The 18,641-nt window shown below is 34.3% G+C and carries 21 protein-coding genes; 10 read left to right on the forward strand and 11 right to left on the reverse strand.

Annotated features, from left to right (window positions below):
* Positions 1 to 24: 24 nt before the first annotated feature.
* On the reverse strand, positions 25 to 726 hold the full coding sequence (locus IE051_RS05415; protein ID WP_189359757.1) for a CoA transferase subunit A: 702 nt from the start codon (positions 724 to 726) through the stop codon (positions 25 to 27).
* A 120-nt stretch (positions 727 to 846) separates the two neighbouring features.
* Entirely contained in the window at positions 847 to 2,190 is a 1,344-nt protein-coding gene (gene gdhA, locus IE051_RS05420) for an NADP-specific glutamate dehydrogenase (protein WP_189359758.1), read from the reverse strand.
* A gap of 201 nt (positions 2,191 to 2,391) precedes the next feature.
* Here gdhA and IE051_RS05425 point away from each other — a divergent pair, with 201 nt between their 5' ends.
* Together IE051_RS05425 and IE051_RS05430 are read left to right on the forward strand one after the other, a co-directional pair.
* The gene (locus tag IE051_RS05425; RefSeq protein ID WP_189359759.1) at positions 2,392 to 3,195 is read left to right on the forward strand and encodes a THC0290_0291 family protein; all 804 of its coding nucleotides are present in this window, start codon (positions 2,392 to 2,394) and stop codon (positions 3,193 to 3,195) included.
* A 36-nt stretch (positions 3,196 to 3,231) separates the two neighbouring features.
* Positions 3,232 to 3,957 carry a DUF3298 and DUF4163 domain-containing protein gene (locus IE051_RS05430; protein WP_189359760.1) on the forward strand — a complete coding sequence of 242 codons (726 nt, stop codon included), beginning with the start codon at positions 3,232 to 3,234 and terminating at the stop codon, positions 3,955 to 3,957.
* On the opposite strand, the gene IE051_RS05435 is transcribed toward IE051_RS05430, so the two are convergent.
* Positions 3,937 to 4,401, reverse strand: coding sequence for a DinB family protein (locus IE051_RS05435; protein ID WP_189359761.1), 465 nt, complete (start codon positions 4,399 to 4,401; stop codon positions 3,937 to 3,939). The two genes, IE051_RS05430 and IE051_RS05435, sit on opposite strands and share 21 nt — an antisense overlap.
* 58 nt (positions 4,402 to 4,459) lie before the next feature.
* Between IE051_RS05435 and IE051_RS05440 the strand changes: the two genes are divergently transcribed.
* The 4 genes from IE051_RS05440 (at position 4,460) to IE051_RS05455 (ending at position 5,849) form a co-directional block, all read left to right on the forward strand.
* Positions 4,460 to 4,822: an arsenate reductase family protein gene (locus IE051_RS05440; protein ID WP_189359762.1), complete on the forward strand. Its 363-nt coding sequence runs from the start codon at positions 4,460 to 4,462 to the stop codon at positions 4,820 to 4,822.
* A 106-nt stretch (positions 4,823 to 4,928) separates the two neighbouring features.
* On the forward strand, positions 4,929 to 5,297 hold the full coding sequence (locus tag IE051_RS05445) for a YtxH domain-containing protein (RefSeq protein WP_189359763.1): 369 nt from the start codon (positions 4,929 to 4,931) through the stop codon (positions 5,295 to 5,297).
* Complete coding sequence (locus tag IE051_RS05450) at positions 5,297 to 5,659, forward strand: hypothetical protein (RefSeq protein ID WP_189359764.1); 363 nt, start codon at positions 5,297 to 5,299, stop codon at positions 5,657 to 5,659. Before IE051_RS05445 ends, IE051_RS05450 begins: the two co-directional genes overlap by 1 nt.
* Positions 5,646 to 5,849, forward strand: coding sequence for a hypothetical protein (locus IE051_RS05455; protein ID WP_189359765.1), 204 nt, complete (start codon positions 5,646 to 5,648; stop codon positions 5,847 to 5,849). The genes IE051_RS05450 and IE051_RS05455 overlap by 14 nt, the downstream gene beginning before the upstream one ends.
* Before the next feature lie 305 nt (positions 5,850 to 6,154).
* Here the strand turns inward: IE051_RS05455 and IE051_RS05460 are convergent, their stop codons facing one another.
* Both IE051_RS05460 and IE051_RS05465 read right to left on the reverse strand, forming a co-directional pair.
* Positions 6,155 to 6,742 carry an outer membrane beta-barrel protein gene (locus IE051_RS05460; RefSeq protein WP_189359766.1) on the reverse strand — a complete coding sequence of 196 codons (588 nt, stop codon included), beginning with the start codon at positions 6,740 to 6,742 and terminating at the stop codon, positions 6,155 to 6,157.
* A 9-nt stretch (positions 6,743 to 6,751) separates the two neighbouring features.
* On the reverse strand, positions 6,752 to 7,363 hold the full coding sequence (locus IE051_RS05465) for a DUF4136 domain-containing protein (protein ID WP_189359767.1): 612 nt from the start codon (positions 7,361 to 7,363) through the stop codon (positions 6,752 to 6,754).
* Between the two features lie 362 nt (positions 7,364 to 7,725).
* Between IE051_RS05465 and IE051_RS05470 the strand changes: the two genes are divergently transcribed.
* The 4 genes from IE051_RS05470 (at position 7,726) to IE051_RS05485 (ending at position 12,463) form a co-directional block, all read left to right on the forward strand.
* Complete coding sequence (locus IE051_RS05470) at positions 7,726 to 8,553, forward strand: T9SS type A sorting domain-containing protein (protein WP_189359768.1); 828 nt, start codon at positions 7,726 to 7,728, stop codon at positions 8,551 to 8,553.
* Positions 8,554 to 8,805: 252 nt separating this feature from the next.
* Complete coding sequence (locus IE051_RS05475) at positions 8,806 to 9,957, forward strand: endo-1,4-beta-xylanase (protein ID WP_189359769.1); 1,152 nt, start codon at positions 8,806 to 8,808, stop codon at positions 9,955 to 9,957.
* Positions 9,958 to 9,984: 27 nt separating this feature from the next.
* Positions 9,985 to 11,421, forward strand: a complete 1,437-nt coding sequence (locus IE051_RS05480; protein ID WP_189359770.1) for an MFS transporter — start codon at positions 9,985 to 9,987, stop codon at positions 11,419 to 11,421.
* A gap of 7 nt (positions 11,422 to 11,428) precedes the next feature.
* Positions 11,429 to 12,463 (forward strand): glycoside hydrolase family 43 protein, encoded by a 1,035-nt coding sequence (locus tag IE051_RS05485; protein WP_189359771.1) that lies wholly within the window; start codon positions 11,429 to 11,431, stop codon positions 12,461 to 12,463.
* Between the two features lie 69 nt (positions 12,464 to 12,532).
* Here IE051_RS05485 and IE051_RS05490 read toward each other — a convergent pair whose 3' ends face one another.
* From IE051_RS05490 to IE051_RS05515, 6 genes are all read right to left on the reverse strand, one after another.
* Positions 12,533 to 13,501, reverse strand: coding sequence for a glycoside hydrolase family 16 protein (locus IE051_RS05490; protein WP_189359772.1), 969 nt, complete (start codon positions 13,499 to 13,501; stop codon positions 12,533 to 12,535).
* Between the two features lie 2 nt (positions 13,502 to 13,503).
* Positions 13,504 to 14,265, reverse strand: coding sequence for a ThuA domain-containing protein (locus tag IE051_RS05495; RefSeq protein ID WP_189359773.1), 762 nt, complete (start codon positions 14,263 to 14,265; stop codon positions 13,504 to 13,506).
* 10 nt (positions 14,266 to 14,275) lie between these two features.
* The gene (locus IE051_RS05500; RefSeq protein ID WP_189359774.1) at positions 14,276 to 15,556 is read right to left on the reverse strand and encodes a sugar phosphate isomerase/epimerase family protein; all 1,281 of its coding nucleotides are present in this window, start codon (positions 15,554 to 15,556) and stop codon (positions 14,276 to 14,278) included.
* 2 nt (positions 15,557 to 15,558) lie between these two features.
* Complete coding sequence (locus tag IE051_RS05505; RefSeq protein ID WP_189359775.1) at positions 15,559 to 15,702, reverse strand: beta-xylosidase family glycoside hydrolase; 144 nt, start codon at positions 15,700 to 15,702, stop codon at positions 15,559 to 15,561.
* 161 nt (positions 15,703 to 15,863) lie between these two features.
* Positions 15,864 to 17,228, reverse strand: coding sequence for an endo-1,4-beta-xylanase (locus IE051_RS05510; protein WP_189359776.1), 1,365 nt, complete (start codon positions 17,226 to 17,228; stop codon positions 15,864 to 15,866).
* A 16-nt stretch (positions 17,229 to 17,244) separates the two neighbouring features.
* A complete protein-coding gene (locus tag IE051_RS05515; RefSeq protein WP_189359777.1) occupies positions 17,245 to 18,510 on the reverse strand; it encodes a carbohydrate binding domain-containing protein in 1,266 nt (421 codons plus the stop codon).
* Between the last annotated feature and the right edge of the window lie 131 nt (positions 18,511 to 18,641).

Below are 18,641 nucleotides of genomic sequence, written 5' to 3' on the forward strand. Positions count from 1 at the left end.
ATTAAACAGCACTTAAACTTTGCATTACAACTTTGGTCTCACAGTTCTTTGTTCAATGCGCTTCTCATAAACGTCCCCCTGAAAAATACGTTGTACAAATATTCCTGGAATATGAATATTATTGGGATCTAATGTTCCTAGAGGAACCAATTCTTCCACCTCAGCAACTGTTATTTTTGCGGCACCACACATATTGGGATTAAAATTTCGGGCTGTCCCTTTAAAAATTAGGTTCCCGGCAGCATCTCCTTTCCATGCTTTTACGAAAGCAAAATCGGCTTTAAATGCATACTCCAAAACATACATTTTACCATCAAACTCTCTAGTTTCTTTGCCTTCTGAAACCTCGGTTCCATAACCTGCTGGCGTATAAATAGCAGGAAAACCAGCTTGAGCGGCTCTACAACGCTCTGCTAAAGTTCCTTGAGGTATAAGCTCAACATCTAATTCACCTGAAAGCATTTGCCTTTCAAAGGCATCATTCTCACCAACATAAGATGACACCATTTTTTTTATTTGTTTTTTTTGAAGTAGTAACCCTAGTCCAAAATCATCTATTCCAGCATTGTTTGAGATACAGGTTAAACCATTAACATCTAACTTGACTAACTGAGCAATAGCATTTTCAGGAATACCACTTAATCCAAATCCACCAAACATACAGGTCATATCATTTGTAACACCTTGAAGAGCTTCTTGAACATTTTTGACTTTCTTATTAATCATTATTATAGCGTATTTTGCCTTCTAAATTTACGAATAATTGAAACAAAAGTTTAAATCTTGACATATAAAAAACCATTCTTAGTATTAAGAATGGTTTTTTATTAGATACTTTAAAAATTCTTAAACAATGCCCTGGGCAAGCATGGCATCGGCTACTTTAACAAAAGCAGCAATATTTGCTCCCCTAACATAATCTATATAACCGTCTTCATCTTCTCCATACTCTAAACAAGACTTGTGTATATCAGACATAATATCCTTCAGTTTATTGTCAACTTCTTCTCTTGACCATTTAAATCTTAAGGAATTTTGAGTCATTTCAAGACCTGAGGTAGCTACACCACCTGCATTTGATGCTTTCCCCGGAGCAAATAAGATTTTTGCTTTATGAAAGGCTTCAATAGCTGCTTTTGTAGATGGCATATTAGCGCCTTCACTAACACAGATACAACCATTTTCTAATAGTAGCTTAGCATCTTCCTCATGCAATTCATTTTGGGTAGCACATGGCATTGCAACATCACATTTAATACCCCAAGGCGTTTTACCTTTTACAAATTTAGCATTCGGATAGGCATCAACATACTCCCCAATCCTACCACGTCGTATATTTTTAAGGTCCATAACAAAGGCTAATTTTTCAGCATCAATACCTTCTTCATCATAAATATATCCGGAAGAATCCGAAAGCGAAAGCACTTTACCTCCAAGTTGAATGACCTTTTCAGCTGCATATTGGGCAACATTACCAGAGCCCGATACAACAACATTCTTGCCTTCAATAGTATCCCCTTTCGTTTCTAGCATTTTTTGGGCAAAATAAACATTACCATAACCAGTTGCTTCCGGTCTAATTAAAGAACCACCCCAAGACATTCCTTTACCCGTTAAAACGCCTGTAAAATTGTTACTAATCTTTTTATACATGCCGAATAGAAAACCAATTTCTCTAGCCCCTACACCAATATCTCCAGCGGGCACATCTCTATTATGTCCTATATGCCTAAATAATTCTCCCATAAAAGCATGACAAAACCTCATAATCTCATTATCACTTTTTCCTTTAGGGTCAAAATCACTTCCACCTTTACCACCGCCCATAGGCAATGTGGTTAAACTATTTTTAAACACCTGTTCAAAGGCTAAAAATTTCAAAATACTTAAATTCACAGAAGGATGAAATCTTAAACCTCCCTTGTAAGGACCTATTGCCGAGTTCATCTGAACTCTGTACCCCCTATTTACCCGAATCTCACCTTCATCATCAACCCAGCATACTCTAAAAGATATCACACGCTCTGGTTCAACCATTCTAAGTAAAATATTTTTCCCGTAATAAATATCATTTTTAACAATATAAGGAATAACAGTTTCGGCCACTTCCTCAACAGCTTGTAAGAATTCAGTCTCGTGACTATTTCTTTGCTTTACTAGGTCTAAAAATTCTTCAATAATTTTTTTCATACATATAATTATTACATCACTATTTAATGAATACTTAGTTTATGGATGCAAATATACATTATCTTCAAAATAATATGTCTTTTTTTATTTATTTCACAATTAAATATTAATGTAAAATGCCTCAATTGTATTAATATTTGTTTATAAAATCTGTTTTTATATATTTGCCCGTAATAATGCCTCGAAAAAACAAACCTTTTTATGTTGAAACTTAAAAACTTAGTCCTTAGTTTTTGCTTGCTCTTACTTACGCAAATTTCGCAGGCCCAGCTAGGTTTGTATCATGAATTAGGCGTTATTGCTGGTCCCGTCCAATTTAGATCAGATTTTGGAGCCAGAGATGATTCCAGTACTAATTTTGGCAATACAGGCTTTGGAGTTGGCGTCGTTCATTATTTAAACTTTACCTATACAGACGAACACAAGCACACTTTCACAAACACTTATTTTAATGATCATTTTAAAGTTCGAAGTGAACTATCTTATAATACCACTAAATTAGAACACCATGGCCAATGGGCTGACCCTAGTAGAACCAACGAGAACGCTAAAAAACTAAGAGGCCATAAAGGTTCAGCTAATAATTTTGATATTGGTGCGCAACTTGAATATTCTCCATTAAGTCTTGGTGAATTTCAAAGCTATGGTCACAAATTTTCGCCCTATCTTACTTTAGGTGCACATTATACCTTCTCTAGTGCTAAAGTAAGTACAGACTACCAAAACCCTGATCCTTCTGCTATTGGGGATGTTACGGACCCAAGTAATTTTTACTCATTTTGGGAACCAGGCTCTGTAGACGTGTCTAATTCCAATTCTTGGTCTGTGGTTTCAAGTGTTGGTGTATCCTATAAATTAACTAGAATGTCAGATTTAATCTTAGATTTAAGATGGCAATATTATTTTAGTGATTGGGTTGATGGATTAAATCATCAACTGCCTGGTAATGAATCTAACGATTGGTTGATGTGGCTGAGTGTTGGATACGTTCATTATTTAGATTAACCACATCGTTTAAAATGCATTAAATCCAAAATTATAATGCACCTAAAAACCATTGTACTTTTAGTAGTTTTTACTTTTTTTACTTTATCATGCAAGAAGGAAAGACCTGCAATTACATTTACCGAAAACAACTATTTATTTTCTAATGAAAATATAGTTTCAATAAACATACCTGAAGCCCATGGTAATGCAGAAATTACCAAAAAAATAAACACCTCTTTAGAAGCAAAGATTCAGGCCTTTTTAAATACTTCTCAATCTAATGAAAACATCGGAAAAAGCATCAGTAATAGCATTGATGCCTTCAATAATGAATTTAAGGATTTCAAATCTAGTTTCCCTGAAAGTCAGCAAATTTGGGAAGCTCAGTTTGATGGCGAAGTACTATATCAATCTAAGGACATAATAAGTATTGCGCTTACATCATATGTAAATACTGGAGGAGCACATGGTATGCTAACCGTTAGTTTCTTGAACTTCAACCCAAACACTGGAGACACCCTTGGCAATACTGAATTAATTAATGACATCCAAGGTTTTAAGAAAGTAGCATTACCCTTTCTACTGAAATCCGTTGAAAATAAAGACACGGATATAAAACAAAACACAGAATTCCCGATGCCTGAAAACATGGCATATAGTACATCAGGCTTCATATTACTCTATAATCCCTATGAAATTGCACCGTATTCTAGTGGCCTTATAGAATGCACTATTCCTTATGAATATGTTGCGCAGTATTTAGTTTTTAACAGCCTTTAACAAAGCTAAAATGTATCCATAATGAATTCCTTCATGAACCAAAATGAATTGAAGGGCTTCATCAATATTATTTAAAGTATTACCCGTTGTAGAAACGGTATAGGCATTATAATTTTTAAAAACACCATAGTTAAAGTCATTTTCTGTACCTGCCAAACTCTTAAGGAGTAAGCCCTGGATCTCAGCTATTTCTTCTTCAGAAACATCACCATCCGGTTTTGAATCTTTTCTATACTTAGACACTAAAGTTTCTGAAATTTTAATTTCTAAACCAGACAGTTTATAGGCTAACAGCTGTTCAGTAACAACTAAATGCCCTATATTCCATATAATATTATTATTGAAACCAGCAGGTACTTTATTTAACTCTTCTACACTTGTATTTTCAATTATTTTACTAAGAATACCACGCGTGTTTTTTAATACTTCAAATGTAAATTCCATAATAACTATTTATTTTGATAAATATAGTTTTATTTTGTTTTTAGAAACGAAACTTGTTATGAAAAAAATATATTATTTGAAAACATGCAGCACATGTCAAAGAATTCTTAAGACACTAAATATCCCTAAGGAGTTTATCCTGCAAGATATAAAGCACGAAGAAATAACGGTAAAACAGTTAGAAGAAATGCATAGTTTAGCAGGCAGCTACGAGGCTCTTTTTAGTAAACGCGCCAAACTTTACAAAGAAATGGACTTAAAGAACCAAACGTTAAATGAAAGTGACTACAAACATTATTTACTCGAGCATTATACATTTTTAAGCAGACCAGTTATTATTATTGATGATACCATATTTATTGGTAATTCAAAAAAGACCACCGAAGCCACCAAAGCAAAACTTATGGAGATTGCAAATTAAGCTATTCATTAGCTGAAATAAGTTATTTTAAACGACTTCAATTCTTAGGTTTAAATTATTTTAAGTAATTTTAAACAAAAACGGATACTAATTTAAATTTAAAGTTATGAGCAATAGTGGAAGTACATTCTTAGGAATATTAGCGGGTGGAGCCATTGGGGTTACCTTAGGCCTATTATTTGCCCCAGACAAAGGTGTTAAGACCAGACAAAAAGTAATTGACGAGGCTTTATCGGCTAAGCAGAAATTATCTGACACCGCAAATGATTTAAAAGATAAAATTGAATCTGAAGCCGTGCATAAAAAAGAATCTTTAGAAGATCAATTAGACGCTATTATGGCGAATGCCAGTTATAAAGCTGACGATCTTATAGTAGGTTTAGAAAAAAAATTGGCCTTATTAAAGGAACGCAATAAAATGTTTCAAGAGGAAACCATAAAGAGTAAATCAAATAATAAAGCACCACTAAGTTAATGGGAGTAATTGATTCAATACATGAAACAAATAAAAAGGCTGGAGACCTAGGCGATAAATTCCTATCCAAATCCTATGAATATTATAGACTAAAAATTTTTCAGCAAGTTACTATTTCTGTAAGCATGATTTTCAAAATCATGATTGTGGGTGGTTTAATTCTTGTTGCTCTTGTTTTTATGTCTGTTGCTGCCGCTTTTAAAATTGGCGACCTCGTAAATAGTTATTCTTTGGGATTTGTCTTGGTAGGTGTCCTTTATCTAGTCATTTCCTTTATTGTTTTTCTTTTTAGAAAACATATAAATAATGCCATTATTAAATCACTCTCAAAACCATTTTTTAGTCAAGATGAAAACATATAAGGATTTTGAAAGTATAGAACGTGATCTAAAAATATTAAATTTAGAACGCAAAATTGCTTTAGAGGAAATTAAGCATTTAAAATATGAATATCAAGAGGCGGTAAAGCCTCCTCATTGGCTCCAAACTGGAATCGACATCATGGGAAAACTTAGCACCTTACTAATGCTTAAAAAGGCATTTAAGAAATAACACAATACTCTATGGTGTATTCTTGATCAGGAAATTTACAATTGTTTTTGCTGAATACAAGTTCATTGGTATCCTATTTCCAACAACTGCCAAGCCATAACTATAATAAACCAATCCAGTATTATAATATAGTTTCTCAAAAAAGCGAGAAAGGCAATAGAACAACTCCTTTTAGTTTAAAGGACTTTCTTATACTTTTTAAATGGCTTTCGCCAAAGATAAATAGCGCCTAATAGAATCCTCTAACCACTCTAGCTAGCGGCATTCAGAAATTAGTAACTACAAGCTACAGCTAGAAAAAAAAATTAATTATCCCAGTACACCCCTAAAGCCAAGCCAATATGAGATAAACCATCTAGCCCACCTGACTTTGCAGCGTAATTATAACGTAAAGCACCGCGAAGGCCAAAACCATATCTCAATTCGTATTCTACTCCTAGCTCAGGTCTTACACTAAATTGCCAAGCGTCACTAGAAAGCACATACAAACCTAAATCTTGCTCCTGTCTATTATACATAGCACCTACACCTAACGATATGAAAGGTGTCAAATCTTTTGATGATTTAAAATAATAACTTCCTGTAACATGAATTGGCAAGCTATTGATATAATTATAGCGTTTAGCCGAAACCGTTTCAGTGCCATTTTCAGTAGTTTGATATCCTATATCTTCGTAAAAGGTTTGCCAGCTAATACTTCCACCTATAGCCCAATTTCTATCAAGCTCATGCACATAATCAAAGCCTATACCTCTCCAGCTCGTAGAGCTTATAAACTCAGAGGCTTCACCAGTTGGGAATCCAATAATATAATTTAGACTATACTTATCTTGTGCAGCTGTTGTAAATGAAGCAGCTAATAAACCGACGAATAAAATAAATTTAAATTTCATAAGTTATATTTAATTATTGAATGGTGCTTGCTTGAAAGCTTGATTCAGGTTTCTATCTATTCTATCTATAACATAAGCGGTACTTCCCTGCAATAAGCCATTTACGCCACAAATCCAATTCACTGGAATTTCATTATTAGTTGCATCTTTAGGTACAGTCATTTGAATCAAAATTGAACCCGTTTTATATCCGGAAACATAACCAGGGATATATCCGGGATACCACCAACCCCAACCTGGATAGCCTGGTGGCGGAAAATAATAATAAAAGCTTTGATCAAATGCTGAGGCTACTATGACAATATCAGGACTATCAGAAGCGTCAACCTCTGTCCAATTCATAGCATCCAAATTGGTCTTCAAATTACTTAAAATGGCATCACTGTATACCTTATCTATAAATTCTGGATCATCATCATCTTCTCCATCAATTTTAATGACGCCTTCCGGTAACGAATAGGTATAGGTTTTATTAAAATCATATTCTGGTGAATAGTTGGTGTATACCAAATCATAATCACTCACATATTCTCCACCCTCAGGATTGCAGTTAAAAATGAATAAAAAAGCGGAAAACAAAAAGAGTAATTTAAATCGTTTATTATTTAGATTATACCTCATAGTGCATGTCATTGAATTAATAAATCCCCCTAATATTAGGCTGGTAAAATTAATATATTTTAAACTTGTTTCATAAATAAACGAGTCTAAAAATCAATAAGAATAAAATATTATTCCATTAAGTTAAAGGGCATTTACACATAATTTTAAAAGGCAGTCCATTTTACGATAAATAAGATAGAGATTGATTTATCCATTATATAATCATAAAAAATATCCCACTAGACAACAGTTAAAAACAAATTACCCCATAATCTTCCGTCATTTTTGTCAATACAGTTCAAATCACAATTGGTTGACCAATTTATTTTTTTGTATATTCGTTCCAAACAACTGGTTAACCAATTAAAAACTTATTACGTATGAGAACAAAATTACATTCAAAAAACTTCAAACAAAAAAACACTTATTTGGCATTTGCGCTATGTTTAGTATCGCTCTTTACTTTTGCCCAAGACCCTGTTGACACAAGTAATACAGAAATTACCGGGGTATCCGTTAACTTTTACTTTGATCAACAAGTGGATATCCCTGCTGGAAAGGAAAATTATGCAGCTAATGCTGTAGACAATGACCCAGATACAGATTGGGCGGCTGAAAGTTCTGACCCGCGTGGAGAAGCTCTTATTTTAGATTTAGGAGGCGGCTATGATCTAGCAGAAATTCAATATTTAACGGTTACAAAATCACCTTCATATCAATTCCAGTTATGGGTTTCAACAACTGGTGTTGAGGAAGCCGATTTTACAAATATTTATCCTAGCGCCGGGAATTTACTTACTAATCAAGACAACACCTACTTACAGTTTAAAGATTTCACTCCTATTGCTGGGGCTAAATATGTTAAGGTTAAGTGCTACGGAAGGTCTGATAGTCCTTGGAATACTCTTAGTGAAATTAAATTTTACTCCACTGCTACGGCTTCTGTAAAAGACAATGAATTAAGTGGATTTACATTATCACCAAACCCTGCTAATAGTTTCTTTACCTTAAGTAATTTAAACAATAAAGTAAATAATGTTCAAATTTTAAGTTTAGAAGGAAAACTTATTTCATCTCAATCTTTTGATGGATTTTCTAAAAAATTAACCATTGACACGGCAAATTTAGCTAATGGTGTTTATGTGGTAAAATTATCTGATGCAGCGAAAAGCTTAAATGCCTCAAAGCTGATGGTAATACAACATTAATAGTAGACAAAAATATTTTGTAAGATTAAAAATCTCAGGTTATATATAGCCTGAGATTTTTTGTTTTAAATGATTTGAATAGGCTATTTATCTAAGTATTAATAGAGACACGCGTTATAGTTTAAATATTAATCAATTTTCGCAACAATTGTTCTACTATCAGTCCATTTTGTTTCAGAAGTACCCAGTGTTAAAAAGTACTTTTATCTCCAGAAAATTATCAATTATATATTTCTTTAGTATAACGTTATTATGAAACAAACCGTCGTCTTAGCAACCTGTGTAATTCTTCTGCTACCATTCAGTAGTTGTAAAACAAAGGAAAAACAAGTTGAAAACTCTACTCATACAGAAAAATTAAACACTTTAAAAGACACTTTTTTACAAGACTTTTTAATTGGCGCTGCATTAAGTAATACTCAAATTACTGGCGCTGATAAAAACGCTATTAACCTTCTAGAAAAAGAATTTAATTCCATTACTCCTGAAAACGACATGAAATGGGAGCAAATTCACCCCGAAAAGGATTCCTTTTATTTTGAAATAGCTGATAAATATGTGGCACTAGGACAACAGGAAAATATGCATATTGTTGGACACACGCTCGTATGGCATAGTCAATTGGCGCCTTGGGTACAAAACATTAAAGATAGTTCAGAATTGGCAAATACCATTGAAACCCATATCAATAAAATTGTGGGAAGGTATAAAGGTAAAATTACCACTTGGGATGTTGTAAATGAAGCATTAAATGAAGATGGTACGCCTAGAGAATCTCAATTTTATAAGGTCATGGGTGGTGAAAACTATATAGAACATGCTTTTAAACTCGCCGCAAAAGCAGATCCTAATGCAAAATTAGTCTATAATGATTATAATTTATGGAAACCAGAAAAACGCGCTGGCGTAATAAGACTGGTAAAACAACTTCAAGAAAGCGGCGTGAAATTAGATGGCGTGGGCATGCAAGCCCATTGGAGTTTAGAAGGCCCCTCTATAGAAGACATTGAAAATAGCATCATAGCTTATTCTAACCTAGGGGTTAAAGTCAGCTTTACAGAATTAGATGTCACTGTATTACCAAATCCTTGGGATTTAAATGGCGCTGCTGTTGAGCAAAGTTATGAGCAATATGAAGGGGACCCAAAAATGAATCCTTATCCTGAAAAATTAACAGATTCTGCGCAAGTAAAATTAGCTAAACGTTATGAAGACATCTTTAAACTCTTCTTAAAGCATAAAGATAAAATTGAAAGAGTCACTTTTTGGGGTGTTAATGATGGTCAATCTTGGCTAAATGGTTGGCCCATAAAAGGAAGAACTAATCATCCATTACTTTTTGACCGAGAAAACAAAGCTAAACAAGCCTATCAAAATGTATTAGCATTAAAAACTAAAAAGTAACCGAAAACTTAACCTCTAAGAATATTTATGAATTCTAATACTCAAAAATTATCGGTTAAAGAAAAAGTGGGTTATGCTTTAGGAGACCTTGCTGCCAATCTCGTATTTCAAACATTAGTTACGTATTTAGCTTTTTTCTATACTGATATTTATGGTCTTGAAGCAAACCATGCATCAGCAATTATGCTAACCGTTGGACTAATAGCGGCATTTGGGTTTAATCCTATAATTGGAGCTATTGCAGATAGAACAAATTCTAAATACGGAAAGTTTAGACCATGGATTTTATGGACCGCAGTACCACTTGGTATCGTTGCACTTTTAGCTTTTAGCACACCCGATTTTGAATATAAGGGAAAAGTTATTTATGCCGTTCTCACCTACACCCTATTGCTTTTGCTTTACGCAGCAAACAACTTGCCATATTCGGCTTTAAGCGGCGTCATTACAGGTGATATGGGCGAACGGAATAGTATTTCTGCTTATCGCTTTGTTGCAGTCATGTTTGCACAATTCTTTGTCCAAGTATTTATGCTACCCATTATTGAATCTGCTGGCGGAGGAGACAAAGCGGTGGGAATAGAAATAGTAATGACATGGCTTGCCATTATTGGCACCATCATGTTGCTCATTACTTTTTTTACAACACGTGAACGTATTGTTCCGAAACCAGAACAAAAATCAAGCATCAAAGAAGATTTATCAGATTTATTTAAAAATAAACCTTGGGTTATTACTTTATCAGTTACACTCTTAATTTTTGTTACACTAGCTATGAAAGGCGGTTCTTATGTGTATTATTTCAAAAACTATGTAGATGCAGATAGACTAACACGTTTTATAAGTCCAATTTTAGACTTTTTATCAAGTATTGGCATCAACTTCTTTGGAGAAGATCCTGTATCTGCAGGGTTTGGATTGTTCAATGCTGGTGGTATTATTTTTATGATTGTTGGCATTGGCTTATCAAAAAAATTAGCAGATAAATATGGCAAAAGAGATGTCTTTATGACATTTTTGTTTATTTCAACATTGTTTATCATCTTCTTTTATTTCTTCGAGGCAACAGCCGTAGAATTCATTTTTCTATCACAAATATTACACGGCTTTTCCTATGGCATCACTATCCCTTTACTTTGGGCTATGATTGCCGATGTTGCAGATTATTCGGAATGGAAAACAAACCGTAGAGCAACAGCCATTATTTTCTCCGCTATGATGGTAGGTTTAAAAGGAGGCTTAAGTATTGGCTCAGCACTTGTAGCTTCTATTTTAGGTAGTTACGGCTATGACGCTAGTCTTCCAGAGCAAACCGCAAATGCTGTCACCGGAACTAAAATGCTTGTTAGTATATTTCCTGCAATACCATTTTTAATTGCAGTAGGCTTACTTTTCCTCTATGAAATTAATAAGAAAATGGAAGTTCAAATTGAATCAGATTTAAAACAAAGACGAATTAAATAAGAATATCATGCCAGAAGCAAGCATTGAAAATATAGATTTTGAAGATTTAAACAAACGTGCCATATCCCAACCTCTAGTTACCAACATATACACTGCAGATCCCTCAGCACATGTATTTAATGGGACAATATACATTTACCCTTCGCATGATGTTGATGCAGGTGAAGCTTTTGATGACTTAGGTAGTCATTTCGCTATGGAAGATTATCATGTTATTTCCATGGACAGTATAGATAGTGAAGCCATAGATCATGGTGTGGCCTTACATGTTAATGATGTACCTTGGGCTAAAGAACAGATGTGGGCTCCTGACGCTAACGAAAAAGATGGCACTTACTATTTATTTTTTCCAGCAAAGGCCTATGATGGTATATTCCGTATTGGCGTAGCTACAAGCAAATCTCCAACGGGTCCTTTTACTGCTCAACCCGAAGCCATAAAAGGTAGTTTTTCTATCGATCCGGCAGTTTTTAAAGATGATGATGGGAGCTACTATATGTATTTCGGTGGTCTTTGGGGCGGACAATTACAACGTTGGAAATCAGGAGAATTTAACGGCGAATATCCCGAAAGTCCTACAGCATTTTTACCTGAAGGTAATGAAAAAGCATTATTACCCTTAGTTGCTAAAATGACCGATGATTTATTAGAGTTTTCTGAAAAACCAAGAGGCATTGAAATTGTAGATAAAAATGGCGATCTTTTACTAGCTAAAGATAATGAGCGTCGTTTTTTTGAAGCGGCGTGGTTACATAAATATAATGAGAAGTATTATTTCTCTTATTCAACGGGGGACACACATTTTATTTGTTATGCTGTTGGCGATAACCCATACGGGCCATTTACCTATGATGGACGCATTTTAAACCCTGTAGTAGGCTGGACATCTCATCATTCCGTTTGTGAAGTAGATGGTAAGTGGTATCTATTTTATCATGATTCTAGTTTATCCAAAGGAGTAACGCATTTAAGATCTGTTAAAGTAGCCGAAATTACTCATAGGGAAGATGGAAGCATAGAAACTTTAAACCCTTATAAATAAATAGGATAACGAACCCAGTTTAATTACAGAGCCACTAAACACAACCAAATTTAGTCGATTTTATATGTTTTATTTTTTCTGAAACACCCTAATATAATCAACAATTAAAAATGTCGGATATTCAATAGGTATTGGATCTGTAGGCAAATTCCCTCCAACTGATAGATTCATTAATAAATAAAACTCGTCATTAAACGGATAAGGTTGCCCACCAGAATCGCCGGGTGTAAACGTTTTATATGGCATATCATTAACTAACCAAGTCAACTTATCGGCTTCCCAAATTAGTGAAAACACATAAAACACCTTATCAAAATTATCTTCTGAAGTCTTATAGTAAGTAGAATTATACTTATGGTTAGCTAAATCTTTACCATAGTGAGGTGTACCCAAAATTTCGGTTTTGTCTTCACCTAAATATTCCATAATATCAATTTCGCCGCCACTGGGCCATTCTTTTGCAGGGTTTTGCACTTCATAATCTTTATTCAACAGCCAAAAAGCCACCCAAGTACCGATAGCTGAAGGCATACTTGCTCTTATATCTATTCTACCGTATTTAAATTCAAACTTATTATCAGAATGTATTCTTGTTGATGAATAATCAAATCCTGATATTTTTTCCTTTTTAGCTGTAATAATTAAATTTCCATCTTTATAATAGTGATTTTTATCTGTGTAATATTGCTCTTCATTATTTCCCCAACCACACAAATTAGGACAACCACTAGCCAAATGGAAACTCCATTTGCTTTCATCTAATGTATCCGTATTAAATTCATCGTTCCAAACTAAGTTGTAGCCAGTATACGTTGTAGGCGACTCAAAACCAGATACTGGAATAGTTGCGGTTACCACTGGACATGCTACACAAGCTGTACCTCCACAATCAACACCTTCTTCATCACCATTTTGAAAACCATCATTACATGTTACTGATGGCAAGACTATTGCCGGTTCAGGTTCTGTCTCATTAGTTGATGATGAACAACTACCAAAAACAAAAAATAAAGAAAATAGTACTAAAAAAAATTTCATAACTAATTATTTTGTTTATTCACCACCCAGTATATCCCACCAAAAATATGGTTCAAGAAATTTTTGTCTTTATACGATTCTGGCTTATGGCCTAAAGCGGTATAAAACGATCTTCCTCCTTCATAATCCTGGTACCATGAAATAGGATGTACCGCTCCCATGCCTTTTAAAGGCATGTCATCATAACCCTCCGTAAAATCATAAGAAGTTTCATCTACAGTCAATAGAATATTTAGTGTATCTAAATTCATATTTTTAAAGTTATACCATTCATCGCTACGAAGCCATTTATTTGAGAGATGCCATGTTGCTGGAAAATCAGTATTCTCAACTTTTACAATTGCGGCTTGCAATTTTGGATGGCTAACAAATTTTGCACCTATTAAACCATCAAACCAAGGGTTTTCTTTTTTACTATCTGAAGCAGCATGTATACCTACAAAACCTCCGCTTCCTTTCATAAATGCTTTTAAAGCAATCATATGTTTTGTCTTCAAAGAATCGGCATTAGCGTTCATAAATATGACTACATCATGTTCTGGTAATTTCTCTATAAGATCATTTGGCCATTGTGTCCAATTAAACTTAAACTGATGTTCTTCTGCCATTTCTTCAAAAGCCTGAATAGCCACAAGGATGGTATTAGAATGCCATTCATCATGTTGGGTAAACAATAAAACGCTAAACTGATCTTGAGCATTTGTTTTAATCATTGTAAGCACACCTATAATTAATAAAAGATACTGCATTGTAAAAGGTCTCATAATCAAACGTTTATTTTAATAACTCATAATAAATATATTCCCATGCTAAACCAACACTAAACAAAGGCGGAAAGCTATAATCTTCAACTTCAGACAGGATATATTGTACTCCAGATACGTCTTGATACTTAAATATGTCATGGAAATCAATGTTTCCACTGTCACCTAATTCCTTATAGTCTTTAACGTGCCAACTAATAAATCGGTTGGGATAGGTTTTAAAATAATCGACAGGGTTGACACCGGCGACATGCATCCAATAGATATCAGATTGAAAATAGACATATTCAGGATTCGTGTTTTGAAGAAAGTAATCATAAACTCTTACGCCTTCTACCATTAAAAACTCATCGGCATGATTATGAAAAATAAATTTCAACCCATTGGTTTTACATAACTTCCCTATTTTGTTATAGTAATTACAATAGTCTTGAAGTTCCTTAATAGTCTTGAGGCTTTTTAGTTTACCATTTGAAGTAGAAAGATATTCAACACCAGCAAGTTTATGATCTTGTATAGTCTTGTTCCACCAAGTACGTATTGCAGCAGCATTATTTTTGTCATCAGGATCAAAAAACGTCATGGACCCCAAAAATCTCATACCGGCTTTTTCAACCATAACCTTGAACTGCTCTGGACTTTGACCATAAAAACTACCATTTTTATATACAAAGGTTTCAACATAACTGTATCCCATTCTTCCTAGTTGAATCAATGTGTTTTGCGGGTCTTTCAGCATATCGTTATGAACAGAAACTAGCTGAATACCAATGTTTTTGTTTTTAGGATTGCTTTTAATGTATCTGGTTTTCCATAAACTATTATTATCATTATCAAACCCTTCTAATATAACATCCGTAGAATTCTGAAAGTTAAAATCAACCTTCATTGTTTTATTACCATCGAGATCTTTGTCTTGCATGGACCAGTTTTTTTCAGATGTAAAACTTCCTTTTCCAGTAAAAAATGCGCCTTGTGAATTATGACCAGCTGCAAAAATAGTATCGGTATCACGGTCATAACCAATAATTTCATGAAGTATAGGAAGATACTGGTTACTATTGTTTTTTTGTAAAACTTTAACTGTAAGGGAATGATTATTGAAATTATTGGTACAACTCATTTTTATAGCAGGACCTTTTGCGATGCTATCTGTGGTAGGATTAATGGCACTTACCCATTGCCCAGAATATTGCCTTAATCTATCTTTTTGCGATGAAATACTATAGTTTTCTTGAGCAAAACTCAAAATAGAAAGGAGTATCATAATGACATTAAACGTTATCTTCATTGCTACTTAATTTCAATTTTAAACCAATTAAAACTAGCCCTATTTTTACTTGATTCTCCTAATGAAGTTGTGTACATGCCATAAATCGTTCCTACAAATCCATCAACAGACATAGTACTTAAAAAACCGGTATTTACATTATCCATTAAGGTTTTCTAGTATTTATTATTAAATGAAGAAAGAAACCTATAATAGGATCCTTCAGATTCTATTTTTAATGAAATTGTTTTAAAAATAAGTCCCAAATTATAGTATAATTTGGGACTTATAAAAAACAACTACTAACCTATTAACTATTTCAATAAAACTAATTGAGTCCTTCTAAGAAACCTTGATACGCCGCTTTTTTATTATAATTTTCATCAAACATAAGTGGCCAATCAATATTTCCCCAGAAATCAATTAACCAGGACTCATTATCTCTTACTCCCCAAGTGGTCAAAGCAAATTTATTATCTAAAGGAATTGCATTATAAATTTCCACAACTTCTCTAAATTTAGCTTTTTGCTCATCAGATCTAGCACTGGTTAGAATGGTTTGATCATTATTTGGATTGGCTCTAATATCTAATTCTGCAAAATGCAATTTTAGTCCTCTAGACACCGTTCCATCTGCGACAGCCTGAATGCTTGATGCTGAAGGACCATTATAAGAAATATGCATTTGAGCACCTACACCGTCTATCAAATCCCCCAAACTATCCACCAAATTAAACATAGCTGCCCTTTTAGTGGAGCTAGAGGCCATATTATAATCGTTATAAAAAAGAAGCACATCAGGATCTGCATTTCTAGCAAATTGGAAACATTTCTTTATGTAATCATCTCCCATTTTTTGTCTAAAAACCGAATTTCTTAATGGATGACCAGAACTATCATCAAGGGCCTCATTAACTACATCCCATGAACGTACTTTTCCTTTATACCTTGTAAGCGTTGTAGTAATATAGTCTTCCACCATGGCCTCAAACTCTGCATCACTACCAGCAAAATTAGTAACCCAATCCGGCGTAGCATTATGCCATATTAAGGCATGACCGTGAATATTCATAGCATTAGCTTGAGCGAACGCAACAATAGCATCTCCTGCACTAAAATCATAATTGCCTTCTGATGGGTACATTATATTCATTTTCATCTCATATTCAGAAGTCAAATTATTAAATTCTTGTTTCAGAATTTCAGTATGTTTACCTCCTCCATTTACCCAAGATGCCCTTGTAATATTACCTACAGAAAATGTTGTAGCCGCCTCCTTTAAACTTGCGCCATTAACAGGACCACAAACACCACTTGGACAAATACCATCCTCATCAACTATAATATCTTTACTTGCAGTATTACTTACGCCATCACTTGAAACCGTGAGCTTAATAGTATATTTTCCAGCATTATCATACCTTACTTCCTCAATCCCTTCGCCGTCGGGAACAGACCCTTCTCCTTTACCATAATCCCACACACTTGTAAAAGGTAAATCATAGGTTGTAGTATTATTAAGAAGTAATACTTTAGGGTCGGTTGTTGAAATTGCGAAATCAAACGAAGCCATAATAGGATCCGGAATTACTATTGGTCCCCCAGGATCTGGATCTCCATTACCATCACTAGAACAGCCTAAAACAAAAAATAGTGCTCCAAAGTATACTAATAACTTACTTATCTTTCTCATATTTTTTTCTTTACTTCTAATTTTTCACAACTTTTATGGCGTCAACAAGAAACACGCCCTTTGTTTTACCCATATCTAAAGCTATTGATGACGTGTCTGAATTCGCAGTAAATGTCCATGCATATTTTGTCCACTCAGCAGTTGCCGTATAACCACCTGCGTATTGTTCTGTACCTCCAGCCCCAGGATTAGTTGAATATCTTATAGAAACTGGATCGCCTTTAATCCACAGTGAAACGGTATAATCTGAACCATTGTCCGTAGCAAAACCATCACTAGCAAACTGTGTATCCCATTCATTTCCATCAGCAGGGTTATTAATTTTAATAGCTCTAGAGCCGCTTAACACATCAACGGTTTCCTCAGTAACTCTGTCGCCTCCATTAAATTTGCCCCAATTAGCAAAGTCATCACCACTGCCATTTTCCAAATCACCATTTAGTAACTCACTGTCATTAGACGGTAAAGGCAAGGCCATTTCCCCTGCAACCACTTCAACGGCATCAATAATAAATTCACCTTTAGTTTTACCCATATCCAATGCTAATAAAGTAGTAGCTGAATTAGCCGTAAATGTCCAAGAATACTGTGTCCAATCAGATGTTGCAGTATAACCTCCGGCATATTGATCACCACCTACACCAGGATTGGTAGAAAAACGAACAGATACTGCAGAACCTTTAATCCAAAGGGATGCTGTGTATTTTTCTCCATCTACTGTAGGAAATGCATCTGTAACAAACTGGGTTTCCCATTCATTACCATCAACAGGATTTATAACCCTAACAGCCCTAGATCCCACTAATGGATCTCCTCTTTCTTCAGTTATTCTATCTGCACCATTAAATTGGCCCCAATTAGTAAATTCATCACCTTCACCTTCTCCAAAATAGCCATTTGCTACCAAACTCTCAGGGTTTATTAAGTATCTTACATCTGGCGGCGGTGGCAATGTCACTGTTAAACTCTGTGAAGTTTGCATATTTGTAACAGAACTTACCATAGTTAATGTTACTATTTTAGGACCATTGGAATCATACTCATAGGTTAGAGAGCCATCTTGGTCAGCAAATTTTTGCCCCCCTTCTTCAAATTGCCAAAAATTGTAGAAAACAGATTTATTTGGTGTTGTATTTTCAAAAATATATAAACCTGATTCTCCTTCAGGAGGTGTTATTGTAAATGTAGGTTGCGTTAAATTAATCGTGGCCTCATCATCAGAGCATGACCAAAACATTAACAGTGTTAAGCTTAATAAACCTAATAATTTAGTTTTTTTCATAATTCTCAAATTAGTTTTAAAGTTGTAGTTTCAATTAGTTTTTATTGGAATTAGGAACATGACATTTATCCAAACCCAATTTTATTCTTTCAAAATTATGAGACGCATGACATATTGGATATAAAAAATGT

Origin of the sequence: Algibacter mikhailovii, from assembly GCF_014651495.1 — a bacterium.
GTDB lineage: Bacteria > Bacteroidota > Bacteroidia > Flavobacteriales > Flavobacteriaceae > Algibacter_E > Algibacter_E mikhailovii.